Origin of the sequence: Leisingera sp. M527 (genome assembly GCF_025141525.1) — a bacterium.
Taxonomy (GTDB): Bacteria; Pseudomonadota; Alphaproteobacteria; order Rhodobacterales; family Rhodobacteraceae; genus Leisingera.
Map to the genome: position 1 here is coordinate 2,120,381 of NZ_CP081037.1, position 24,253 is coordinate 2,144,633.

At 60.2% G+C, this 24,253-nt stretch carries 23 protein-coding genes and 1 pseudogene; 5 read left to right on the forward strand and 19 right to left on the reverse strand.

What is annotated here, in order from left to right; all coding sequences use genetic code 11:
• The first annotated feature begins 15 nt into the window (after window positions 1–15).
• From K3555_RS10560 to K3555_RS10575, 4 genes are all read left to right on the forward strand, one after another.
• On the forward strand, window positions 16–1,839 hold the full coding sequence (locus tag K3555_RS10560) for a putative nucleotidyltransferase substrate binding domain-containing protein (protein WP_260008432.1): 1,824 nt from the start codon (window positions 16–18) through the stop codon (window positions 1,837–1,839).
• Between the two features lie 123 nt (window positions 1,840–1,962).
• Window positions 1,963–2,478, forward strand: coding sequence for a hypothetical protein (locus tag K3555_RS10565; protein WP_260008433.1), 516 nt, complete (start codon window positions 1,963–1,965; stop codon window positions 2,476–2,478).
• Between the two features lie 2 nt (window positions 2,479–2,480).
• Window positions 2,481–3,890 (forward strand): 3'-5' exonuclease, encoded by a 1,410-nt coding sequence (locus K3555_RS10570; RefSeq protein ID WP_260008435.1) that lies wholly within the window; start codon window positions 2,481–2,483, stop codon window positions 3,888–3,890.
• A 60-nt stretch (window positions 3,891–3,950) separates the two neighbouring features.
• Complete coding sequence (locus tag K3555_RS10575) at window positions 3,951–4,451, forward strand: flavin reductase family protein (protein WP_259984688.1); 501 nt, start codon at window positions 3,951–3,953, stop codon at window positions 4,449–4,451.
• Between the two features lie 26 nt (window positions 4,452–4,477).
• Here the strand turns inward: K3555_RS10575 and K3555_RS10580 are convergent, their stop codons facing one another.
• The 7 genes from K3555_RS10580 to K3555_RS10610 all read right to left on the reverse strand — a co-directional run bounded on the left by K3555_RS10580 (window position 4,478) and on the right by K3555_RS10610 (window position 12,399).
• Window positions 4,478–5,278, reverse strand: a complete 801-nt coding sequence (locus K3555_RS10580; RefSeq protein ID WP_260008436.1) for an ATP-binding protein — start codon at window positions 5,276–5,278, stop codon at window positions 4,478–4,480.
• A 319-nt stretch (window positions 5,279–5,597) separates the two neighbouring features.
• Window positions 5,598–6,584 carry an ABC transporter substrate-binding protein gene (locus K3555_RS10585; RefSeq protein ID WP_260008437.1) on the reverse strand — a complete coding sequence of 329 codons (987 nt, stop codon included), beginning with the start codon at window positions 6,582–6,584 and terminating at the stop codon, window positions 5,598–5,600.
• Between the two features lie 80 nt (window positions 6,585–6,664).
• The gene (locus K3555_RS10590) at window positions 6,665–7,510 is read right to left on the reverse strand and encodes an ABC transporter permease (RefSeq protein ID WP_260008438.1); all 846 of its coding nucleotides are present in this window, start codon (window positions 7,508–7,510) and stop codon (window positions 6,665–6,667) included.
• Between the two features lie 85 nt (window positions 7,511–7,595).
• The gene (locus K3555_RS10595) at window positions 7,596–8,513 is read right to left on the reverse strand and encodes an ABC transporter permease (protein WP_260008439.1); all 918 of its coding nucleotides are present in this window, start codon (window positions 8,511–8,513) and stop codon (window positions 7,596–7,598) included.
• 147 nt (window positions 8,514–8,660) lie between these two features.
• The gene (locus tag K3555_RS10600) at window positions 8,661–9,500 is read right to left on the reverse strand and encodes an ABC transporter ATP-binding protein (RefSeq protein WP_260008440.1); all 840 of its coding nucleotides are present in this window, start codon (window positions 9,498–9,500) and stop codon (window positions 8,661–8,663) included.
• Window positions 9,501–9,561: 61 nt separating this feature from the next.
• Complete coding sequence (gene hydA / locus K3555_RS10605) at window positions 9,562–11,016, reverse strand: dihydropyrimidinase (RefSeq protein WP_260008442.1); 1,455 nt, start codon at window positions 11,014–11,016, stop codon at window positions 9,562–9,564.
• Between the two features lie 132 nt (window positions 11,017–11,148).
• Window positions 11,149–12,399 carry a Zn-dependent hydrolase gene (locus K3555_RS10610; RefSeq protein ID WP_260008443.1) on the reverse strand — a complete coding sequence of 417 codons (1,251 nt, stop codon included), beginning with the start codon at window positions 12,397–12,399 and terminating at the stop codon, window positions 11,149–11,151.
• A gap of 268 nt (window positions 12,400–12,667) precedes the next feature.
• Between K3555_RS10610 and K3555_RS10615 the strand changes: the two genes are divergently transcribed.
• Window positions 12,668–13,282 (forward strand): TetR family transcriptional regulator C-terminal domain-containing protein, encoded by a 615-nt coding sequence (locus K3555_RS10615; protein ID WP_260008444.1) that lies wholly within the window; start codon window positions 12,668–12,670, stop codon window positions 13,280–13,282.
• Between the two features lie 187 nt (window positions 13,283–13,469).
• Here the strand turns inward: K3555_RS10615 and preA are convergent, their stop codons facing one another.
• The 12 genes and pseudogenes from preA to K3555_RS10675 form a co-directional block, all read right to left on the reverse strand.
• Window positions 13,470–14,774 carry an NAD-dependent dihydropyrimidine dehydrogenase subunit PreA gene (gene preA / locus K3555_RS10620; protein WP_259984708.1) on the reverse strand — a complete coding sequence of 435 codons (1,305 nt, stop codon included), beginning with the start codon at window positions 14,772–14,774 and terminating at the stop codon, window positions 13,470–13,472.
• Window positions 14,775–14,827: 53 nt separating this feature from the next.
• Window positions 14,828–16,162, reverse strand: a complete 1,335-nt coding sequence (locus tag K3555_RS10625; RefSeq protein ID WP_260008445.1) for an NAD(P)-dependent oxidoreductase — start codon at window positions 16,160–16,162, stop codon at window positions 14,828–14,830.
• Between the two features lie 157 nt (window positions 16,163–16,319).
• A complete protein-coding gene (locus K3555_RS10630; protein ID WP_260008446.1) occupies window positions 16,320–16,958 on the reverse strand; it encodes a cupin domain-containing protein in 639 nt (212 codons plus the stop codon).
• An 88-nt stretch (window positions 16,959–17,046) separates the two neighbouring features.
• Window positions 17,047–17,445 (reverse strand): RidA family protein, encoded by a 399-nt coding sequence (locus K3555_RS10635; protein WP_259984714.1) that lies wholly within the window; start codon window positions 17,443–17,445, stop codon window positions 17,047–17,049.
• Between the two features lie 144 nt (window positions 17,446–17,589).
• Window positions 17,590–18,594, reverse strand: coding sequence for an Ig-like domain-containing protein (locus K3555_RS10640; RefSeq protein ID WP_260008448.1), 1,005 nt, complete (start codon window positions 18,592–18,594; stop codon window positions 17,590–17,592).
• On the reverse strand, window positions 18,581–20,056 hold the full coding sequence (locus K3555_RS10645; RefSeq protein ID WP_260008450.1) for an Ig-like domain-containing protein: 1,476 nt from the start codon (window positions 20,054–20,056) through the stop codon (window positions 18,581–18,583). The genes K3555_RS10640 and K3555_RS10645 overlap by 14 nt, the downstream gene beginning before the upstream one ends.
• A 93-nt stretch (window positions 20,057–20,149) precedes the next feature.
• Window positions 20,150–21,055: pseudogene (locus K3555_RS24975) on the reverse strand (calcium-binding protein); the annotation flags it as partial.
• Between the two features lie 120 nt (window positions 21,056–21,175).
• Window positions 21,176–21,376 (reverse strand): hypothetical protein, encoded by a 201-nt coding sequence (locus K3555_RS24980; RefSeq protein WP_409201686.1) that lies wholly within the window; start codon window positions 21,374–21,376, stop codon window positions 21,176–21,178.
• 146 nt (window positions 21,377–21,522) lie between these two features.
• A complete protein-coding gene (locus K3555_RS10660) occupies window positions 21,523–22,260 on the reverse strand; it encodes an SDR family oxidoreductase (protein ID WP_260008455.1) in 738 nt (245 codons plus the stop codon).
• On the reverse strand, window positions 22,257–23,585 hold the full coding sequence (locus K3555_RS10665) for an FAD-binding oxidoreductase (protein ID WP_260008457.1): 1,329 nt from the start codon (window positions 23,583–23,585) through the stop codon (window positions 22,257–22,259). Before K3555_RS10665 ends, K3555_RS10660 begins: the two co-directional genes overlap by 4 nt.
• Entirely contained in the window at window positions 23,582–24,001 is a 420-nt protein-coding gene (locus K3555_RS10670) for a GtrA family protein (protein WP_260008459.1), read from the reverse strand. Before K3555_RS10670 ends, K3555_RS10665 begins: the two co-directional genes overlap by 4 nt.
• A complete protein-coding gene (locus tag K3555_RS10675) occupies window positions 23,998–24,246 on the reverse strand; it encodes a hypothetical protein (protein WP_260008460.1) in 249 nt (82 codons plus the stop codon). The genes K3555_RS10670 and K3555_RS10675 overlap by 4 nt, the downstream gene beginning before the upstream one ends.
• Between the last annotated feature and the right edge of the window lie 7 nt (window positions 24,247–24,253).

The window sequence follows — 24,253 nt, forward strand, 5'->3', positions numbered from 1 at the left end:
CATGCAGGTATGCCCATGCCCCTTTCTGACGCCGCCCTGCTCCGCTTTCTGACGTCGGTCCACCCCTATGACAGCCTGGAGCCTGCGCTGCTGCAGGATCTGGCTCTCCAATTCCAACAGATCGAGGCCGCCGCAGGCGATCCCGTCTATGCGCTGAACCAAGAGCTGGAAGGGCTTTATCTGGTCCACACCGGCGAAGTCGAAGTGACGGATGAAAACCGTATTCCCGTCTCGATCCTCGGCCCGCGTAATTCATTCGGCGAGCGCGGGCTGACCCGCAGCGGCCGGGCGATGACCTCAGCCCAGGCCACCACAGAGACGCTGCTGCTGTTGCTGCCCAAGGCAAAATTCCACGCCCTGATGGCAGATCAGCCGCAAGTCGCCAAATTTTTCGACCGCCGCCGCCCCGGCGCGCAGGAGACCAGCAACCTGGCCACCACCCGCGTCGAGGCCATCATGGCGCGCGAGCCGGTCACCTGCTCCAACGGTATTACCTGTCAAAGTGCGGCACAGCTGATGCGCGACCACTTCATCTCCTCAGTCTGCGTGACCGACGGGGACAGGCTGCAAGGCATCCTCACCACGCGCGACCTGACCGGCAAGATTCTTGCCGCGGGCAAACCCATCTCCACCCCGGTCTGTAACGCGATGACCCCGGACCCGCTGACGCTGGCGCCCTCGGCGATCGGCTCGGACGTGCTGCACATGATGATGGAGCACGTCATCGGCCATGTCCCGGTGGTTGAGGCCGGAAAGCTGGTCGGGATCGTCACCCAGACCGACCTCACCCGGTTTCAGGCTGTGAGTTCCGGCGAGATGGTCTCAAGCATCGCCCGTGCCGTCAATGCTGAAGAAATGGCCAAGGTCACCACTGAAATCCCGCAGCTTCTGCTGCAACTGGTCGCAAGCGGCAACCGGCATGAGGTGGCGACCCGGCTGATCACCGACATCGCCGACACCGTAACCCGCCGCCTGCTGGCGCTGGCCGAGGAGAAACTGGGCGCTCCGCCTGTGCCCTACCTGTGGTTGGCCTGCGGCTCACAAGGGCGGCGCGAGCAAACCGGGGTGTCGGATCAGGACAATTGCCTGATCCTGTCGGACGACATGACACCGGAGGATGAGAGCTATTTTGCGCAGCTCGCCGGATTTGTCTGCGATGGGCTGAACACCTGCGGCTATGTCTATTGCCCCGGCGACATGATGGCGTCGAATGCGCGCTGGCGTCAGCCCATGCGCGTCTGGCACGACTATTTCCGCGGCTGGATCGCTAAGCCGGTTCCAGAGGCGCAGATGCTGGCCTCGGTGATGTTCGACCTGCGCCCCATCGGCGGCGAGGCTGCGCTGTTCGAGGATCTGCAACAGGAGACCCTGAAGGCGGCCGGTGCCAATACGATCTTTACAGCACATATGATCGCCAACTCGCTGAAGCACACGCCGCCGCTGGGCCTGTTGCGCGGGCTGGCCACCATCCGCTCGGGCGAGCACCGCAACACGCTGGACATGAAGCACAACGGCGTGGTGCCGGTGGTGGATCTGGGCCGGATCTATGCGCTGCAAGGCCGGCTGGACACGGTCAACACCCGCGCCCGGCTGGAGGCGGCAGAGACCGCAGGAGTTCTCAGTCCTTCCGGCGCGCGCGATCTGCTGGACGCTTACGACCTGATCGCCCAAACCCGTCTGGAACACCAGGCGGCACAAATCCGCAGCGGCCAGGCTCCGGACAACTATCTGGCGCCCTCGGATCTTTCGGATTTTGAGCGAAGTCATCTGCGGGACGCCTTTGTTGTGGTAAAGACTATGCAATCGGCAGTTGGGCACGGAAAGGGCATGCTAAGCTGACACCTGCGATTGGCGGAGAGTTTGGAAGCCTCCGCTTCCGGCGGCAAAGCCGCCTGCCGGGCAGCGGGACGGGAGTATTTTGGAAAAGATGAAATGGACCGGGCATATCCCGGAGGAGAGCGGATGTTTCTGGAACTGATAGCAGTGATCTTTGCGGGCATTGCCGCGGCGGGCGTGGTGATGCTGCTGGGCAAAACCATGGGCGGGCGGCTGCCGCGCTGGCTGGCGCCGGTGGCGGCAGGTCTGGCAATGATCGCAGCCACCATTGCCTCGGAATACGGCTGGTACCCGCGCACGGCTGCGGCCCTGCCCGAGGGGCTGGTCATCGCGGACACGGTGGAAAACCAAAGCTTTTACCGGCCCTGGACCTATGCGGTGCCTTATGTCGACCGCTTTGCCGCATTGGATACCGCGACGATGAAGACCCATGCGGATCATCCGCAGATCTATCTTGGAGAACTGTACTTCTTTGGCCGCTGGGCCCCGGTCAGCAAACTGCCGGTCTGGCTGGACTGCGGCAGCGGCCGGCGGGCGCTGGCGGCAGGGGACACGGGGTTTGCCGGCGGTCTTCCTGAAAACCTGGACTGGGTCGGCGGCGGCGGCGATGACCCGATCCTGGCAACTGCCTGCGGAGGGTAACGATGCTGTCACGCCTCAGCCTGCGTTTGCGGATTTTCCTGTTCTTCTGCCTGCTGGCGCTTGGCAGCATTTTTGTCACCGGCGGCGCATTGTGGCTTGGCTACAACCGGGCAGATCAACCTCAGCTGGCGGATGCCTTTGTCTTTTCAGGCCTGCTCAGCACATTCGCCATCCTTGGTCTCATTGCCGCGGTCTGGCTGTTGTTTGACGAAAACGTCGCCAAACCGATAGAGCGGCTGGCGGCGGGCATGCGCGCCCGCGCCCATGCCGGCGTGACCAAGGAACTGGACACCCGCGGCGCACGGTACCTGGGCGATCTGGCAGCCGCCGCCGAGGGGCTGGCCGGGCAGCTGGGGGACTCGGCGCTGTCCGCGGCTGAGGCCATCGCCCGCGAAACCGAGCACCTTGAAGCCGAGAAGTCCCGTCTTGCGGCGCTGCTGACCGACATCCCCATTGCCACCGTTATGGCAAACCCCGCCCATCAGATCGTACTGTATGACGGTCAGGCCGCCGCGGTTCTGGCGCAGGAAGCTCCGCCGCGGCTGAACGCACCGCTGTCCGACTATCTGAACCTCACCGGGCTGGAGGCCGCCTATGGCCGGCTGGTGCGCAGCGGGCTGGAGGTCAAGGCCGAAGTCAAAAGCGCCAGCGGCACCCAGGTGTTCGATTTGCGGCTGAAACCCTTGGGTGGCGCGCCGGGCTATATCATTCTGTTCGAAGGCAGCCATGCCGGTCTTGCGCCTGAAGACGCGCGGCCGCTGGTCTATGATTTTGCACTGCTGGAAACCGACCACACCGAGCTGGACAGCCGCAAGCTCAGCACCCTCAGCTATGTCATATTCGACACCGAAACCACCGGCCTCTTACCGCACAAGGACGAGATCGTGCAGATCGGCGCGCTGCGGATGGTGCGGGGCCGGATCATCGCCAGCGAGGCTTTTGAGACCCTGGTCGATCCGGGCCGGCCGATTCCGGCGGCCTCGACCAAGGTGCATGGGGTCAGCGACGCCATGGTACAGGGCGCGCCGGACATTGCCGAAGCTGCCCGTGCCTTTCACCGCTTTGCCTCGGACGCCGTGATCGTGGCCCACAACGCGCCCTTTGACATGGCCTTTCTGCACCGCCATGCCAAACGCACCGGTGTCAGCTGGGATCAGCCGGTTCTGGATACGGTACTGCTCAGCGCGGTGCTGTTCGGCGCCTCGCAAAACCACACGCTGGACGCGCTGTGCGAACGGCTGGACGTCACCATTCAGCCTGCTTTGCGCCACACGGCGATGGGCGACGCCCGCGCCACCGCTGAGGTGTTCTGCAAGATGCTGGCGATGCTGGAGGCCCGCGGCCTCAGCACCTTTGGCGCGGTGCTGGAACAGACCCGCAAACACGGGCGCCTCATTGAAGACATGAACTAGGTAGACAATCGCCCCTATGCGTGGCAGGTCACTGCCCGGAACGGATAAAAGGCGCGCGACATGGCCGAAACCAGCTTTATCCCCGGGCCCGAGACCGCCCGGGACTACCGCGATGCGCTCGGCTGCTTTGGCACCGGGGTGACCGTTGTCACCACCATGACAGCGCGCGGCCCCCTGGCCATTACCGTCAATAGCTTTACCTCCGTGTCGCTGGATCCGCCGCTGTTGCTGTGGTGCCCGGCCAAAGCGTCCCTGCGCCATGATGCTTTTGTTATGGCTGAGAATTTTGCCATTCACGTGATGGCAGAGGATCAACTGGGGCTGGCCAAGCATTTCGCGGCCCACGGCGAAGATTTCAGCGCCGCAGCATGGCAACTCAACGATCAGGGGGCGCCGGCGCTGGACGGGGTGATTGCCCGGTTTGATTGCCGCCGCTTTGCCGCCCATCTGGCGGGTGACCACACCATCATCATAGGCGAAGCGGCCAGCGTCACCACCCGCCCCGGCAAGGGGTTGATCTTCAAGCGCGGCCAGTATGGCGGGTTCCTGGAGCAAAGCTGAACAGTACAGTCTTAGGCCTAGCCCCCCTAGCCCCGGGCTTGCCCCAAGGCTTGCACCGCTGCACTGGCGCTGCCCAGAACTGCAATCTCCTCCACCAATCCAGGGGTGCCTGCATCTTCCGCACCTTGCCCCGCCAGCAGATGCGGCAGCACGGCAGACGCGGACAGATCCATACCCGGTTCCATGCTGAGCGCCCGCTGCGGACAGATCGAAATGCACAGGCCGCATTGAAAACACAAGGATTCCACAAAGCTCAGTGCGCCGCCGTCTTCCGTCAGGCTCAAGGCATCCGACGGGCAAACCCAGACACAGCTGCTGCACTGATTGCACAGGTCTTCATCCAAGCTGACGGAACCGTATGGCGCCTGTTCCGGCAAGGCGACATGGTCCGCACTGGGCGGCAAAAGCGCCGCGGCGCTGGCCCGCGCGGTGTCCCTGCGGCTGCCAACCGCCAATATGTCCGGTGCAACCGAAGGAAACGGGAAAATGCCTGCCGCCAGCCGCATTGCCAGGACCTCAGCCCCGTCAAACAGCAAAATCCGGCCCAGCCCGCCCAGCACCTGCACCAACTCCACCTCCTGCTGCTGATGCAGCCTGCCGGCAGAGCTGGCGCAGGCCTGCACGTGAATGACATCGAAACCGCAGGCCAAGGCGTGCAGCAAATCAGTGTGCGTGATCTGCTGCAAGCAGCAGACTGAAACCGGTATCACGTCGCTCTGCCGGGGCGCCGTCAGTTCCAGCCCCAGTGGTTCTACTTCGTATAGCAACAGAATTTGGACCCGCCCTGTTTCCAGCTTACGCTGGTGCGCCGCCTGGCAGAGGTTCATCAGCGGCAGCTCGCAGCTTCTGCTGGCGACATCCAGCAACGCAGCCCGACCGTGTGCTGCGTACCGAGCGTGGCAGGCAGTGTCGTCTGGCTGAGGGCAAAGGCACAAGTATTGCTGCGGGTATCCGAATTGCTTTTGCCGGTCAGGGATATGAACGCACATCTCTCCCATAAGGAGAGGCTAACACAATAACAAACACCTCAGAGAAGTATTTTTAAATTGCCGCCGAATTGTTGAATTTTTAACAATATTGCGCGGAAACCAAGCGGAAGATCCGCCGGGCCCAGGACCCGGCAAATCTCCAAATTCTAAGCCCTGTCTATTTCAGCGCCGCATCGGTGATGGCATGGGACCAGGCGCCTTCCGGGGTCTTGGTGATTACCGGATCCGAGCCGCCGCCCATCAGTGTTGACACTGTCCGTTCATAATCCGCCGGATCCAGCGCGCCGTTGCTGCCAGCGGTCAGCTTGGCAATCTCGCCCATCATCCGCTTCTGGTGGGTTTCGGTCTGCGCACCAGAGGCATCATTATCGAGAACGATCCCTGCCGCCTCATCCGGATGCTCCTCAGCGTATTTCCATCCCTTCATCGAGGCCCGCACAAAGCGCTCCATCTTGCCGGTGAACTCCGCATTGCTCAGGTTTTCTTCCAGCACATACAAACCGTCTTCCAGCGTCGCCACGCCCTGATCCTCGTATTTAAACGTAATCAACTCATCGGCGCCGACCCCGGCATCAATGACCTGCCAGTATTCGTTATAGGTCATAGTCGAGATGCAGTCTGCCTGGCGCTGCAGCAGCGGATCAACGTTGAAGCCCTGCTTCAGGACTTCAACACCAGCCTCGCCCTTACCCTCAGTGGAAATGCCCAGCTGGCTCATCCAGCTCATGAAAGGGAACTCATTGCCAAAGAACCACACACCCAGGGTGCGGTTGGCCAGATCGGCAGGCGCGGCAATGCCGGTGTCCTTCCAGCAGGTCAGCATCATGCCCGAAGATTTGAACGGCTGCGCAATGTTAACCAGCGGCAGGCCTTTTTCCCGTGCTGCCAGCGCCGCGGGCATCCATTCCACCGTCACATCCGCACCGCCGCCGGCAATCACCTGGGTCGGCGCAATATCCGGCCCGCCGGGCAGGATGGTGACATTCAGGTCCTCTTCTTCATAGAACCCCTTGTCCAGCGCCACGTAGTAGCCAGCGAACTGTGCCTGTGTCACCCATTTCAGCTGCAGCGTCACATCGTCAGCTGCCTGGGCAGCACCTGCCGCCCCCAGCGCCAGTGCCGCTGCTGTCATAATGTGCTTCATTGGTAAGTTCTCCCTATTGGTTTTTGATTTTACCTGTTGTTGTTATTTTCTTTTCACTTTCCCGTATGTGCTGTGCCCGCTCAACCTCTTTGTGACGGGTGCCAGAAGGTAAAGCTCTTCTCAATCAGCGCCATCAGCCCGTAAAAGACCGAACCTGCGAGTGCAGCCACCACAATCTCGGCCCAGACCATGTCCAGTGCCAGTTGGCCGACACTGGTAGAGATGCGGAACCCCATGCCGACAGTGGGCGAGCCAAAGAACTCCGCTACAATCGCGCCGATCAGAGCAAGCGTGGTGGAAATCTTCAAGCCATTGAATACAAAGGGCAGAGCCGCCGGCAGTCGCAACTTGAAAAACGCCTGCCAGTAACTCGCCGCATAGGTCTGCATCAAGTCGCGCTGCATGGCAGAGGTCTCGCGCAGGCCCGCCACCGTATTCACCAGCATTGGAAAGAAAACCATGACCACCACGACAGCAGCCTTGGAGTGCCAGTCAAAACCGAACCACATCACCAGGATCGGTGCGGTGCCGACAATCGGCAGCGCTGCAATGAAATTCCCCACCGGCAGCAGACCCCGGCGCAGAAAATCGCTGCGGTCCACCAGGATCGCGGTCAGAAACGCCGCGCCGCAGCCGATCACATAGCCGCCAAGCGCGCCCTTCAAGATGGTCTGGGCGAAATCCGCCCACAGAATTGGGATGCTGGAGACAAAGCGCACCGCGATTACGGAAGGAGCCGGCAGGATCACCAAAGACACCTCCATCCCGCGCACCAGCAGCTCCCAGACCACCAGAACGGTGATGCCGAAGATCGCGGGCACCAACAGCTGCACTGCACGGGTTTTCGCGGCCGGACTGTTTGCCAGACGGCTGTTCAGCCACCACCCCAAACACCAGACCAGCACGGCTAGAACAACCATCACCATGACAGCACCCCCTTGTTCATCTGGCCTGAAATATCCCGGGTGAGCCGCGCAGCGGCGAGGGCAGAGCCCTCTGTCCATCGCTTGATCATGCGCTTACCCCCATGCGTTTCAGAACCATCCGCTCGATCAGCCCGAGCAATGCCACCAGCGCCGCTGCCAGGATCGCCGCTGCAAACAGCGCCGACCAGATCTGCACGGTCTGACCGTAGTAGCTGCCGGCCAGCAGCCGCGCACCAAGCCCTGCAACCGCGCCGGTCGGCAGCTCTCCCACGATGGCCCCCACCAGCGAGGCGGCAATGCCGATCTTCAGCGAGGCAAACAGATACGGCATCGAGGACGGCAGCCGCAGCTTCCAGAACCCCTGATTTGTATTGGCGTTATAGGTTTTCAGAAGGTCCAGCTGCATCCCATCCGGCGCCCGAAGACCCTTCACCATGCCGACAACCACCGGGAAGAAGCTGAGGTAGGCCGAGATAACCGCTTTCGGGATAATCCCCTGCACCCCGATGGAATACAGCACCACGATGATCATCGGTGCCAGCGCAATGATCGGGATGGTCTGGCTGACAATCGCCCAGGGCATCACCGACATATCCATAACACGGGAATGCACGATCCCCACCGCCAGCAGAATGCCCAGCCCGGTGCCGATGGCAAAGCCCAGGAGGGTCGCTGAAAGCGTCACCTGCGCATGATAAATCAGGCTGCGCTTCGAGGTGATCTTCTTTTCCACCGTCGTCTGCCACAGCTCCACCGCCACCTGATGCGGGGCTGGCAAGCGCGGGCGCTGCTGCACCCAGGTTTCGCCAACGGCAAATGTGTTTTTCGCCACCAGCCCGATTTCACTCATGTACCGGCGCTCTTTGGCAGTCGCCGGTGTGACCACGGCCCCTGTCCGCTCTACCTGATCAAGCACACCTTTGATATTCATCGGCACGCATGCCGCGTACCAGAAGGCGATGATGGCAGCGAGCACCGTAAAGACTGCAACAAAGCTTTTCATGACCCGCCCCCGCACCGCATCAATTTTCTGCGCAGAAAATTGACCGGAAAATTCGAATTTTCCGATGCCGCGAATGATGCGCCCGCCAGTGTACAAGCGATGCTCAGAGGCTGCATGTCCGGTGCCGCAGTATTTTGCTGGTTGATATCAGTCATCGCCATGACCCGCCCGCAGCCCTTCGCGCACCCGATGCGCAATTTCGATGAACTCCGGACTGTCTCGGATATCCAGAGGCCGTTCTTTCGGCAGGGTGCTATCAATCACATCATGAATGCGACCCGGCCGCGGTGACATCACCACGATCTTGGTCGACAGATACACCGCTTCAGGGATCGAGTGAGTAACAAAGCCGATGGTCTTGTTGGTCCGCGCCCAAAGCTTCAGCAGCTGTTCGTTCAAATGGTCGCGCACGATCTCGTCCAGCGCCCCGAACGGTTCATCCATCAGCAGGATATCAGCATCAAAAGCCAGCGCCCGCGCAATGCTGGCCCGCTGCTGCATCCCGCCCGACAGCTGCCAGGGAAACTTACCGCCAAACCCTGTTAATTCAACAAGTTCCAGCACCTGATTAACGCGCTTTTCCTGCTCTGCCCTGGAGTATCCCATGATCTCCAGCGGCAGTTTGATGTTCTTGGAGATGGTCCGCCACGGGTAAAGCCCCGCCGCTTGAAACACATAGCCATAGGCGCGGTTGCGGCGCGCCTCGTCCGGTGTCATGCCATTAACGCTCAGGCTGCCGCCGGTGGGTGTCTCCAGTGCCGCGATGCAGCGCAAAAACGTCGTCTTGCCGCAGCCCGACGGCCCGATAAAGGAGACAAAATCCCCCCTGTTGATCTCCAGGCTGATGTCCTTCAGCGCGTGCACTGGACCGTCGTTTGTCTCAAACGTCAGATCCAGGTTCCGGGCCTCGATCACACATTCTGCGGGAGCTGGATCGGAAACGGCGGCCTCGGGTCGGATTGCCTGGGTGGTCGGTTCCATATTCATATCTTCGCCTTGATTTCACACAGGAAAACGGGCCGCCGATACCGGCAGCCCGCTCCTGGATTTAAACACCTGTTGCCGGGATTCCGGTGCGTTCCACCGGGCGCGGCGCTGTTAGCTCTTTCCACGTGCTGAGCGCCTTGTTGACCGTTGTGTTCGCCTCCCGCGAGACAAACTTGCCGTGGCCCTCCTGGCACTTGATCTCGCCGTCGTGCACCGCCACATGGCCCCGGGTCAGGGTAAAGCGCGGCAGCCCCTTCACCTCATGCCCTTCAAACACGTTGTAGTCGATCGAGGACTGCTGGCTGGCGGCCGAGATCGTCTTGGTCTTCTTCGGATCCCAGACCACCAGGTCTGCATCGGCACCAACCAGAATCGCACCCTTTTTCGGATAGCAATTCAATATCTTGGCGATGTTTGTTGACGTAACAGCGACAAATTCATTCGGAGTGATCCGCCCGGTTTCAACGCCATGGGTCCACAGCATCGGCATCCGGTCCTCCAGCCCGCCGGTGCCGTTCGGGATCTTGGTGAAATCCCCCACACCTGTCCGTTTCTGTTCGGTGGTAAAGGCGCAGTGATCGGTAGCCACAACTGACAGAGAACCCGACTGCAGACCGGCCCACAGGCTGTCCTGATGCTGCTTGTTGCGGAACGGCGGCGACATCACCCGGCGGGCAGCGTGGTCCCAATCTTTGTTGAAGTACTCGCTTTCATCCAGCGTCAGATGCTGGATCAGCGGCTCGCCCCAGACCCGTTTGCCCTGCATCCGGGCGCGGCGGATGGCCTCGTGGCTGTCCTCGCAGGAGGTATGCACCACATAGAGCGGCACGCCGGCCATATCGGCGATCATAATAGCGCGGTTGGTCGCCTCGCCCTCTACCTGCGGGGGCCGGGAATAGGCATGTGCCTCGGGGCCAGTATTGCCTTCTGCCAGCAGCTTAGCCGACAATTCTGCTACGACATCGCCGTTTTCGGCATGCACCATGGCAATGCCGCCCAGCTCTGCCAGCCGCTGGAACGAGGAATACAGCTCGTCATCATTCACCATCAGCGCGCCCTTATAGGCCATGAAATGCTTAAAGGTGTTGATCCCGCGCTCCTGGATCACCGTCTTGATGTCGTCAAAGACCTGCTCGCCCCACCAGGTCACCGCCATATGGAATGAGTAGTCGCAATTGGCGCGGGTCGATTTGTTGTCCCAGCGCTTCAGTGCATCCAGCTGGCTCTCGCCTGGATTGGGCAGCGCAAAATCCACTACCATAGTGGTGCCGCCCGCCAGCCCGGCACGGGTGCCGCTTTCAAAATCATCCGTGCTGTAGGTGCCCATGAAAGGCATCTCCAGATGGGTATGCGGATCGATCCCGCCCGGCATCACATAACAGCCGGTAGCATCCAGCTCCTCGTCGCCTTTCAGGTTCGGGCCGATCTGTGTGATCACCCCGTTTTCAACCAGAACATCCGCCTTATAGGTCAGATCGGCGGTCACGACAGTGCCGTTCTTGATGACTTTACTCATGGCTATAACTCCCTGAATCGGGGCGTTTATTCACGCCTCCCGTTATTTCTTCCGCTGTCTGGCGCAGCTCTTTTCATCTTTTCCGGAAATACTCCGGGGGAAGCGGCCCAACGGGCCGCGGGGGCAGCGCCCCTATTCCACGATTTCCGCCGTCTCGACCACCGCATGGAACAGCACATTGCCGCCGGCCTCCGCCCAGTCCTTGCTGATCTCCTCGGCCTCGTTGTGGCTGAGACCATCAACGCAGGGACACATCACCATCGCGGTCGGTGCAACCCGGTTGATCCAGCAGGCATCGTGGCCCGCGCCGGAAATCAGATCCTGATGCGAATAGCCCAGCCGCTCTGCCGCACTGCGCACGGCACTGACGCATCCCTCGTCAAAGGCCACGGGATCAAAGCCGCCCACCTTCTCGAACGCGATTTCAACGCCCATTGCCTCTGCAATCTGGGTGCCCTTCTCGTGCAGCTGGTTTTCCATATCGGTGATCACGTCCAGTTCCGGGCTGCGGAAATCGACGGTGAAAACCACCCTGCCCGGGATCACATTGCGCGAGTTCGGATAAACGTCGATATGACCCGCCGCCCCAACCGCATGAGGCGCGTGGCCCCAGGCAATTTCGTCCACGGTTTCCAGGATCCGCGCCATTGCCAGCCCCGCGTTGCGGCGCATCGGCATCGGGGTGGAGCCGGTATGCGCATCCTTGCCAGTCACCGTCACCTGGGTCCAGCTAAGACCCTGGCCATGGGTCACCACACCGATGTCCTTGCCCTCAGCCTCCAGGATTGGCCCCTGTTCGATATGCAGCTCAAAGAAGGCGTGCATTTTACGCGCGCCCGTCTCTTCCTCGCCGCGCCAGCCGATGCGTTTCAGCTCATCCCCGAATTTCTTGCCCTCGGCATCTTCGCGGCCGTAAGCCCAGTCCTGCGTATGGATGCCCGCAAAGACACCCGAAGACAGCATCGCGGGCGCATAGCGGGTGCCTTCCTCATTGGTGAAATTGGTGGCAACGATCGGATGTTTGGTCTTGATGTTCATATCGTTGAGCGAGCGGATCAGCTCCAGCCCGGCCAGAACCCCAAGCACACCGTCATACTTGCCGCCGGTCGGCTGGGTGTCCAGATGCGAGCCCACATAGACCGGAAGCGCGTCCGGATCGGTGCCCTCCCTGCGGGCAAACATATTGCCCATCTGATCCAGCCCCATGGTGCAGCCGGCATCTTCGCACCATTTCTGGAACAGGGCGCGGCCCTCGCCATCTTCGTCTGTCAGCGTCTGGCGGTTGTTACCGCCTGCGACGCCCGGGCCGATCTGGGCCATCTCCATCAGGCTGTCCCACAAACGGTCGCCATTGATCTTCAGATTCTGTCCAAGCGACGTCATCTCAGCTTCCTTCCCTGTGCGCCCGTCTTTGCAGGCTTCAATCGGCTTTGCGCCGTTTAGGTGGCTTTGAATGCTGGCCGGTTCAGAGCGCCGGTTTTCGCGATTCCAGGCAATGATTTGACCAACTGGTCAAACTCACGCTATCACGGGTTCACTATCAGTCAAGAAATTGCCGCACAGCCCTTGAAAAAATCGGCTCTTTTGCCGGAAACAGGTGAAATTCCGCGCTTCAGCTGGCAGAAGGCGGCAGAAACAGACAGGGACGGACATGCCCGCAGACCGCGCGCCAACCCGAATTCAGAAAAAGAATCGCGCCGCCATCCTGGAGGCCGCGCTGGACGTGTTTTCCAGCCACGGATTCCGCGGCTCCACAGTAGACCAGATCGCTAAGGCTGCCGGCCTCTCAAAGCCGAACCTGCTTTACTACTTCCCCTCCAAGGAGGCGATCTTCAACGAACTGATGTCAGGCTTGCTGGATACCTGGCTCGACCCATTGCGGGCATTGGACTCGGAAGGCGAACCATTGGATGAAATCCTCGCCTATGTGCAGCGCAAACTGCAAATGAGCCGGGATTTTCCGCGCGAAAGCCGGCTGTATGCCAATGAGATTGTACAGGGAGCACCCCGGCTGCATGATGTGATCGCCAGCGACCTGAACGGGCTGGTGGAGGAAAAGGCACAGCTTTTGCAAGGCTGGATGGATGGCGGCCGGATCAACCGCGCACATCCCAAACATTTGCTGTTTTCGATCTGGTCGCTGACCCAGCATTACGCGGATTTCGATGCCCAGGTACGCACATTGATGGGGGATGAAGACCCGTTCGATGCAGCGCCGCAATACCTGGAAACCTTGTACCGGCGGATGCTTACACCGCAAAGCTGACCCCTGACTGCCAAACGTGACAAAGCGCTCCCGCCCCCGCAGTAACCATCAGCCTTGCTGATGGTTACTGAACGGCGTTGGGCCCGGCACCGCGCCTTGCGCGGTGCCGGGCCCAACGGGAGGAGCGCCTCCGGAAGGAGGCCGACAACGGGCGGGAGAACACCCCGGGGCCAGCCCTGGCGGCGGATTACTCCGCAGCCGTGGCTGCCGGGTTGTTCGGATGTGTTGTCCAATTGGCGTAATCGTCCGAAACCACCTCGCCGGTGCGCTCGTCAATCTGGCCCGCAGCCACTTCTTCCATGGTGATACAGCCCTCGACCGGGCAGACATTCACACAAAGATTGCAGGCGACGCATTCGTCGTCCTTCACCGTGAACACCCGGTCCTCGCTCATCGCAATTGCCTGATGCGAAGTGTCCTCGCAGGCTGCAAAACAGCGGCCGCAGCTGATGCAATCGTCCTGATTGATCTTGGCCTTGGCCACGAAATTCAGGTCCAGATACTGCCAGTCGGTCACATTTGGAACCGCCATGCCGATGAAATCCTGGGTAGAGGTGTACCCCTTTTCATCCATCCAGGTGGACAGGCCCGAGATCATCTCCTTCACCACATTGAAGCCATAGGTCATCGCGGCGGTGCAGACCTGCACGTTGCCGGCGCCCATCGCCATGAACTCAGCTGCATCGCGCCAAGTGGTAACGCCGCCAATCGCCGAAATCGGCAGGTTGCGGGTCTGCGCATCGCGGGCAATCTCTGCCACCATATTCAGCGCAATCGGTTTCACCGCCGGGCCGCAATAGCCGCCATGGGTGCCCTTGCCGCCGATGGTCGGCTCCGGCGCCATGCTGTCGAGATCGACCGAGGTGATCGAATTGATGGTATTGATCAGGCTGACCGCATCGGCATTGCCCGCATTTGCCGCCCGCGCCGGCTGGCGGATGTCTGCGATGTTCGGGGTCAGCTTTACGATCACCGGTTTGGAGTAGTATTTCTTGCACCACTCGGTGACCATCTGGATGTATTCCGGCACCTGCCCCACAGCTGAGCCCATGCCGCGCTCCGCCATGCCGTGCGGGCAGCCGAAGTTCAGCTCAATCCCGTCGGCACCGGTGGCCTCCACCAACGGCAGGATGTCTTTCCAGGCCTGTTCTTCGCACGGCACCATGATCGAGACGATAATGGCGCGATCCGGGTAGTCTTTCTTGACCCGGGTGATTTCCTCCAGGTTGGTCTGCAGGGGGCGGTCGGTGATCAGCTCAATATTGTTGAGGCCCAGCAGACGGCGGTCTGCGCCCCAGATCGCGCCATAGCGCGGGCCGTTCACATTAACCACGGGCGGGCCTTCGGCGCCCAGCGTCTTCCAGACCACACCGCCCCAGCCGGCCTCAAAGGCGCGGCGGACGTTGTATTCCTTGTCGGTTGGCGGCGCCGAGGCCAGCCAGAACGGGTTCGGGGATTTAATCCCCAGAAATTCTGTTGTCAGATCAGCCATTTGATCTCTCCTCTTCAGGCTAGCTTGGCGCAATCAACTTGCGCCGCACTGGCTCAGCCCATCAGGCTGGAGTGAATATCCATTGCAGCATCGCGGCCCTCGGCCACGGCAGTCACGGTGAGGTCCTCGCCCCCCGAGGCGCAGTCGCCCCCGGCCCAGACCCCGGCCAACGACGTGCGCCCTGTCTCCGAGACCTTGATTTTGCGGCCCTCAAGCTCCAGCGCGTCAGGCTGGCCTTCCAGTGTCTGGCCAATGGCCTTGAACACCTGATCTGCAACCAGACGCACGGTCTCGCCGGTGCCGGAAACCTTGCCACCTGCAACCGCAGTATACTCCAGTTCGATCTCAGCAGCAGCACCATTGCCAAGCACTGCCTTGGGCATGACATTGAACATCAGTTTCACCCCCTTGGAGGCGGCCAGATCCTGCTCAAACCGGCTGGCGCCCATGTCCTCACGCCCGCGGCGGTAGGCTATGGTGACGTTTTCAGCACCTAGCAGTTTCGATTGCACTGCGGCGTCCACCGCAGTCATGCCGCCGCCGATCACCACCACATTGCGGCCCACCGGCAGCGCAGTCAGGTCCTCCGCCTGGCGCAGCTCAGCAATGAATTCCACCGCGTCGCGCACGCCGTCCTTATCCTCACCGGGCGCACGCAGGGCATTGACCCCGGCCAGACCGATGGAAAGAAACACCGCGTCATAGCCGGACGCCAGCCCGCCCAGCGACAGATCCGCACCCAGCTTCTTGCCGTAATCCATTGTAATACCGCCAATCTTCAGCAGCCAATCCACTTCGCGCGCAGCAAAGCCGTTGGTGGATTTATAAGCCGCAATGCCAAATTCATTGAGGCCGCCTGCCTTGGGTTTGGCATCATAAACCACCACGTCATGGCCAAGCATCGCCAGCCGGTGCGCCGCAGAAAGACCCGCCGGGCCTGCCCCGACAACAGCGATTTTTTTGCCGGTTGCTTCGGCGCGGGTGAAAGGATGCACGCCCTTCTCCATCAGCGTGTCGGTGGCAAAGCGCTGCAGGCGGCCGATCTCGACCGGTTTGCCTTCGGCAGTTTCACGCACGCAGACTTCCTCGCACAGCGTTTCGGTCGGGCAGACCCGGGCGCACATGCCGCCAAGGATGTTCTGCTCCAGAATGGTCTTGGCCGCGCTTTCGGCATGGCCCGCCTGGATTTCCCGGATGAACTGGGGAATGTCGATGCTGGTCGGACAGGCCGTCATGCAAGGCGCGTCATAGCAGAAATAGCAGCGGTCCGCCGCTACGGCTGCCTCATGCGCATCATAGGCTGGGTGCAGATCCGAGAAATTCTCAGCAATTCCAGCAGCGTCCAAACGCGCTGCCTGAATGCCGGATGCCTGATGGCTGGTCGCCATTGGGTGTCTCCCTGATTATTACATTCTTCTTGCCTATTAGACTGCCACAGTCTGATTTTTTATCAACTGGTAAAATTTTTACTTGGCGAAAAAAAATGCCGCCCCTGCAGGAACGGCATTCAAAGATTTGATTTCAGGGCAAAAACGCGTTGACGGCCTAGGCAGTCATTTGCGCAAGATGGCCGGTTTTCACCCAAACCTGTGCACCTTCAGCGCCAGCCGTGGCCTCAAAACGGCAGCCCGGCGGCAGCCGAAGCCAGTCCCAGCGCGTGAACGCTTCATCGTTTTCGCTAAAGCTGCCATGCACCACAAATACCTCCACGCCGCCAACGGCATCCAGGCTGATCGCCTGCCCCGGCGCCCAGGTTTGCAAGGTCACCGTTTCAACACTGTCCTGGAACAGTTCTTGCTGCGCTGCATTGCCCGAGATCCGGGTTTTCACTTCGGTTCGGTCGGCTGGATCGAACTGGTGCAGCTTTACCAGGATCACCGCCCCTTCTGCCGCAGCAGGTGTGTGGCTGGTGGTCGGCGGGTTCCGGATGTAGGAGCCTTTGGGGAAATCCCCGTGTTCGTCCTGAAACACACCGTCCAGCACCAAAAATTCCTCGCCGCCGTCATGCACATGCGGTGCAAAGGCAGAGCCCGGTGCAAACCGGACGATGGTGGTGGCGCGGGCCACTTCTTCGCCAATGCGGTCCAGCATCTTGCGCTCGACCCCAGGCGCCGGGCTTGCCACCCAAGGTGTTTCATCGAAATGCACCGCTGCCCGTTTGGTGAAATCGGCGTTGATCCGCATGTCGCTCTCCCCTGGCTCTGCGCCTTGGAATGTGGCGTCCGGCACGGTCCTTGGGAAGAGCGCTCACGAAACCGTGTGACGTATCGCGTCAAGCGGGCAGTACTGCCGTAGCTTCGATTTCCACCTTGGCCTCATCCTCGACCAGAGCGGAAACAACCACCATGGTCATGGCCGGAAAGTGATAGCCCATAATTGCGCGGTAGGCTTTTCCGACTTCTGCCTGATGGGCAAGATATTCGGCCTTGTCGGTCACAAACCATGTGAGCCGGGTGATATCCTGCGCGGACCCGCCCGCGGCTTCGACCACCTCCAGAATATTCTGCAGCGCCTGGCTCATCTGGCCGATGAAATCCTGCGCCTCGAACACCTGATCCGCGGTCCAGCCGATCTGGCCGCCGACAAACAGCAGCTTGCCCTCGGCCACCATACCGTTGGCATAACCTTTGGCGGGCTTCCACCCTTCGGGATGCACGCTGATGGCTGGCATGATGGGGCTCCTTTGCTGATGCGGTCTGCCAGCGACCATACCGTTGCCACGGTATTTATTTCAAGCTTAAAACTTATCACGCTGAAGCTCATCACCCGAGGGCCATTGGCCGCACGGGCAGACGCCCGCACAGCAAGGTCCCATTTACAGCAGCACGCCGTAATCTTCCTGTGCAAACAGTGGGGCTGCCCCTACATCAGCCTCATCAAGGCCGCCGACCAGGATGGTCACTGTCGCCTCGGAAGTGCCACCCTGCCCATCGGAGATCGTGTAGGTAAAGCTGTCTTCCAGCACCTCACCGTCAGAGAGCGATTGGATGCCGCCGGCAGCGGTCGGATCGTAAAACAGGGTATCCGTTTCCGCATCATAGGACACCACAGCACCGTATTCACTGGTACTGGCAGCAAGAGCAAACGTCAGAGCATCTGCATCCGGATCGCTGTCATTGGCCAGCAGATCAAGCACTGCAATTTCAGCAACTTCATCTTCAAAACCATAAGGCAGCTCGACGGGGGAGCCATCGCCTTCGAACACAGTGTACTTTACCGAGTCACCACTATGGTTATCCCCCCAGGTGATGATGAACCGCCCGCCCTCAAGCGCCTCAATTTCGTAATAGCTTTGCGTACCCATGGTTTGCTGGTTGACCACGAATTCATCACCTTGCGGTTCGCCTTCCGAACTGAAAACCCGCGCCCAAACACCTGGATTCCTGGCCCATGCACCCGCTGCCGGATCGCCGTCTCCCGGTGCGCCCCAGACAAAAACGAAATTGCTATCATCAAGCCACGCAACTTTTGGAGGGTTGTTGCCGGGCCCGCCGGCCGCATCCTGATGCACCTGGAATTCATCGACCAGAACCTTTCCCTCCTGGTCGATGATTTTTGCAAAATAGGCAGTACTGCCGGAAACATCCGGGTCATAGAACTTCCAAACAACTAGCAACTGCCCGTCCGGCCCTTCCGTTATATCCGGGAAACTGTCCAGCTGGCCCGCGGGCTTCGTGACATCAAATTCAGCAGCAGCGGTGTTGCCGGTTTCGTCGAACAATTGAACCTTGATCGTCTTTGAACCTCCGGAACGGTAATAAGGCTCATAGTCTGGCTGAGACCAAGCAACTGCATACCCGCCGCTTTCAAGAGCGATCACCGAAGGAACGCTGAGGGCACCTATATACCGAAGGAACGCTGGGGGCGCCAATATCAGGTAGATTGTAAACAATCTCGTCCCCGATTTTTCTGCCGTTGTTGTCAAACAAAGCTATGCGGAAATCGGTCTCCAGAGCATAAGCCGTCCAAACTGCGACGAAGCCGCCGCCTTTCAGTGCGGTTATGTCTACATCTTTGACAGCTTCATCAGCGGCGTCATTGACCACCAATTCCTGAGTTACTGCGTTGCCTTCTTTGTCAAAAATACGGATCGGAAACTCACTTTTGGCATCATCGGCGTCGTAATTGCTGCGCCACCCGATCACAATATTGCCATCGCTAAGAACTGTGACTTCGGGATCGACCTGATAACTCTCAGTGAAACTGTTCACTAGGAACGTTTCAGCAATTACACTGCCGTCGGCATCATAGATTTTGGCCCAAATATCCGATCTTTCATCGGTTCCAATGGCCTTATGCGCCTGCCAGACAACAACATAGCCCCCGTCCTTCATCCCGGCCACGGTTGTCCCCCAAGGAAGAATGGCCCCTGCCCCTTGGACAGTCCATTCAGGCGAAGGAGTATAGCCGCCGAAAGGTTTCAGGCCGCCGTTCAGGTAGTCGTCACCTGCGACAGGCACATCATTTTCACCAGTGAGGGCCACGTTTACTGTGGCCTGAGAACGGTTCCCAAAGGCATCTATTACGTAGTAGGTGAAGCTGTCCTCGAAGACATCCCCCTCTTTCAGGCCTTGCAGCAGGTCATCGGCGTTGTAGGTGACGATGCCGCCGTCGAAGTCCACCCGAAGACCGCCGGCGCTCACGTCATCGACGCGAACGCGGGAGGTACCGGCGCGCGTTTCTCCGTCGTTCTCCAGCAGAGTTTCCAGCGATATTGCAAGCGGGCCTTCGCCTTCTGCCGTGATCTGATCATTCTGCAGTTGCAATCCGGCTGGCGCATTCAGATCTAGGAGAAGCCCGTCTTCTTCAAACAAAAGCGCCTCGACCCCAAGAAGCGTGTCAGTCCCCTGGTCCCCCTCGCTGCCCGCGCGCGACGTGATATACGCCTTGCCGCGGCCGCCGTTGTAGCGGCTCAAATCAAGGTCATAGTCCTGAAAGCTACCGCTCAGCACCACGGTGTCATAGCCACGCCCGGCGTTGACATAGTCATCGCCCGCGCCGCTGCTGATCCGGTCATCCCCGTTGCCGGTCTGGATCCGGTCATTGCCACCGCCGGTAGAAATTTCATTACTGCCGTTCCCGGTTTTGATGCTGTCGGCGCCGTCCCCGGTTTCAATTGCATTTTGCCCGTGTCCAACCTTGATCTTGTTGTTGCCGCCAAGTGACGTGATCGTGTTGTTGCCGTCACCAAGCTGGATTGCATCCTTGCCGGCACCAGTCTGAACTGTGTTGTTGCCGTGATCCGCTTTGACCGCATTGTCACCGCCGCCTGCGTCAATCATGTTATCGCCGTCACCGGCCCTGAGATTGTCCTTTCCGGTACCGGTTTCGACAATATTGCTGCCATCGCCCAGTTTGACGCGGTTGTTCCCGTCCCCTGCATGAATACGGTTGTTGCCGTCGCCAGCCTGGATAGCATCGTTCAATCCAGCGGCAGTGATCTCGTTATCGCCGCCGCCAGCCTTGATCTGGGCGCTTCCATCCTGCACCTGCAAAACGTTGTTGCCATCGCCAGCCGAGATCTTGTTGGCACCGCCAAGATCCGTGACAGAGTTGTCTCCATCCCCAAGCCGAATATCATCCCGGCCGGATCCTGCCTGCACAGAGTTGCTGCCATCACCCAGCTTTATGCTGTTGTTCCCGCCGCCGGCTTGAACCTGATTGTCGCCGTCGCCGGCCTGGATGGCATCGTTCTGAGCTGCAGTGCTGATCTGGTTGTCACCGCTGCCGGCCTTGATCTGTGCGCTGCCGTCCAGCAGCTGGAAAACGTTATTGCCATCGCCGGCCGTGAATCTGTTCGCACCCCCGGCAACAGTGATACTGTTGTTGCCTTCGCCGGTTTGGATCCTGTCTTTGCCGGCTCCTGTGGCAATCTGGTTATCCCCGTCGCCCGTGGTGACGGAGTTGTTGCCGGCCCCTGCATCAATAGTGTTGCTGCCATCACCGGCAAGGATTTTGTCGTCGCCGGTGCCGGCCGAAATCTGCGAATTGCCGTCGCCGGTACTGATGCCGTTGCGACCGTCGCCGGCTGCTATCGCATTTGCACCATCGCCAACCTGGATGCGGTCGCTTCCGGCACCCGCCGAGATCCGGTTGCTGCCATCCCCAGTGGTGATCCTGTTGCTGCCGGCACCAGCATCTATAGCATTGTCACCGTCCCCGACGATGATCTTGTCAGCATCCTTGCCGGTCTCAATTGAATTGTTGCCGTCGCCGGCCATGATAGTGTTTTTTCCATCCCCGGCGAAAATACGGCTTGTGCCGTCCTCAACAATAATCATGTCGTGGCCGCTGCCAGCGGTGATCGTGTTAACGCTGTCCGACAGATCGCGTGCAGTAATTTTGTTGTTGCCGCTGCCTGTACCGATCCGGTTGCCGCCATCGCCGGCATTGATCTTGTTCTAGCCGCCGCCTGCGTTGATCTCGTTGGCGCCATCTCCAAGGAGAATTTGATCGTTGCCATCAGCCGCATCGATCTCGTTATTGCCATCTCCGGCAAGGATCTTGTTGTCGCCGGCGCCCGCCAGAATAACGTAATGCTCGTCGTCTACCAGTATCCGGTCACCCCTGCTGGTGCCGGTAATGCTCTTTTTGCTGTTCATAATTCCACTCTGAAGCTACCCGGCTGTGACGCTATCCGGCCAGCCCTTTCGAGAGTGTTAAGGAAAAGTGTTCAATTCTATACAACCAAGGACTGCAAGGCGGCAATTTAAATGGCAAGTCTATCCAAAGATAGGATCGCCCGTGCTCAGATGCTTGTCTTCTTAAAGATCGCTTCGGGAATGTTACGGATAATCAGCATGATCAGCTGCCAAACAGGCCGCACATACACAACATTCCGGCCTTTGGATGCGGCGGCGGTGATGGCTTTTGCCACCTCTTCAGGCTGAGCAGTCAGCTTGGCCGGCAAGTCCATGCCTTCGGTCATTTGCGTGGCGACAAACCCCGGCAGCACGGTGACAACATGAACGCCTTTGCGGGCCAGCCGGTTGCGAAGCCCGGATAGGAAAGCGGTAAAGCCGGCCTTGGCCGACCCGTAGACGTAATTGGACGCTCTGCCGCGCTCACCGGCGACTGAACTGATGCCAACCAGCGTGCCGGTGCCGCGCTGCTCAAAACGGTTGGCGAGAACCGCCAGAATGCTCGCCGGGCCCTCAAAATTACTCCGCAGCACCTGGGCTGCTTGATAGGGCGTCTGTTCGCTTTCCGCCTGATCGCCCATGTAGCCGACGGCGCAAACGGCTATGCCCGGCAGCTCAGGCAGTGCATCGGCAAAACCCTCGTGATCTTCCAGCGCCAGCGCATCGAAATCATGCAGGCTCACCGGCACGCCATGGCGCAGTTCAAGATCCGTTTTTTCAGCCCCGAGCGTGTCCGCCCGGCGGGCGGCAAGCTGCACTGGATGCCCTTGTGCGGCAAAAGCATGGGCCACGGCCAGGCCGATGTCCGAACGGGCGCCAAGGATCAGAACTGGGGTTTTTGTCATAGCGAAAGCCTTTGCGATTGTGCGGACTGAAAGGACGGGTGCAGCCCGGAGGATTGCCGCATTCCGGTGAAGCCCGCAGCCCTGGGGTCCGCCGCGCGCAAGGTGTCCGCGTGCATCCGGCTGTCCTTGGCCAGGTAGAACCGGCCGCCATGGGCGATGGTGATCCGGTCCAGTTCCTCCATCAGCGCCAGGCTGCGGGGGTTGACAGGGAAATCCAGCGCCAGCGTGTAGCCTTCCATCGGGAAGGAGAACGGGCTGTCCTGCGGTCCCAGCCGCTTGAGCACCGCCAGAAAAGATCCCTGCCCGGCAGCCGAGATCGCCTGCAGCAGCCTGCGCAGGCCGGGCCGGGCGCTGTCGAGCGGCAGCACACATTGAAACTGGGCAAAGCCCTTGCGCCCGTAAATCCGGTTCCAGCCAAGCAATGCATCAAGCGGGAAAAAGTAGCGGTTCCAGTCGGTAATCAGCAACCCGGCCTTTCGGGCGCCTGCCCAGTAGTAGGCGGAATTGAAGGCCCGGACACTGAAGCGGTTCAACAGAAAGGAGGGAAACACCGGCGGCACCTGCCGGGTCTTTGCACTGGCGATGGCATAGGGGGTGGCCACCTGTTGCGCGCTCAGGTCCTGCAACTCCGCATGTTCGCCCAGCATAACCAGCGAGCGGCCCAGCGTGCTGCCTTCCGACAGGCAATCGATCCACGCCACCGAATAGGTTGCGCTTGCCGACCGCTCGAAGATTTCGATGGCGGCATCCAGATTTGCAGCCGGCTGTGTCTGCTGCCGGATCCAGGCCGACGGCACCGCCCGCAGCCTGATCGCGGCCCTGACAATGATCCCGGTGAGCCCCATGCCGCCAGCAGTCCAGCCGAACAATTCTCTGTTCTCCTGCGCCGAACAACGGCGCAGCATACCGTCCGGCCCCATGACATCCACCCAATCCAGGCAATTGCGGAAACTGCCCTCCTTATGGTGGTTCTTACCATGCACATCCGCCGCGATCGCTCCGCCAAGGGTCACAAACTTGGTGCCGGGCACCACTGCCGGAAACCAGCCGCGCGGCAGGAAGGCCGAGATGATATCACCCAGCAACACCCCGCTTTCAGCAACCAATTGCCCGGTTCCGGCGTCAAACGAGACCATCCGGTTGAAATGCCGCATGTGCAATGTCGCCGGCAGGCCGATGGCGCTGTCACCATATGCGCGGCCATTGCCGCGGGCGATGACCGAGGGGTGACCGGCGATCAAGGTTTGCAGCTCAGCCTCATTGCGGGGGGCCAGAAGCTGTGCCCGTGCCACCGGGTAGTTCCCCCAGCCTGACAGCATTGTCATTCCGTCCCCTTTGCGCCTTGAGTGAAAACGAAATGCCGGTCCAGCTGGTACTTAACCGTATAGCCGATCACCAGCCCGAGGACAGCCCCGGCCTCGCGCGCGGCATCAGTTCCCCAGGTGATCCAAAACAGCGTTTCAGTGATCCAGAACACCGCTGTGGTTGCGATACCCATCAATGCATAGAGCGAAAAGGTACGCCCCTGATGCTTGAGGCCGCTGTGCTGATCAAAGAAGATCCAGCGCTTATCCAGCAAATATTTAACAACCAGCCCGGCCAAGGTGCCCGCCGCCATGGCAGCGGTGAAATGCGCAGCACTTTCACCCGATTGCAGGACCGCGCGCTGGGTGGCGAGGTTGACCGCGGTGGCAACAACCGCAAAGGCTGTGTAGCGGACCAGAAGCTGCTGCAAGGTCATAGCGCGCGGCCCCAGACCGCAACAGCCAGTACAATCAGGCTGAACGGTAAAAACGCCAAGGTAGATTGCATCTGCGTCACAGCGCCCGGCAGATACGCGGCCCGCCCCTGAAACAGCGCCATTGCCGAGGTGAACGGGCTGTTCCGATCCCGCCCGAAGACGGGCCACGAGCTTTCATACAGGATGTTGCTGCGCCGCAGAGTGCCATCCAATCCGACGGCAAGCATACCGGGCTGGCCGGTCATAAGCGAT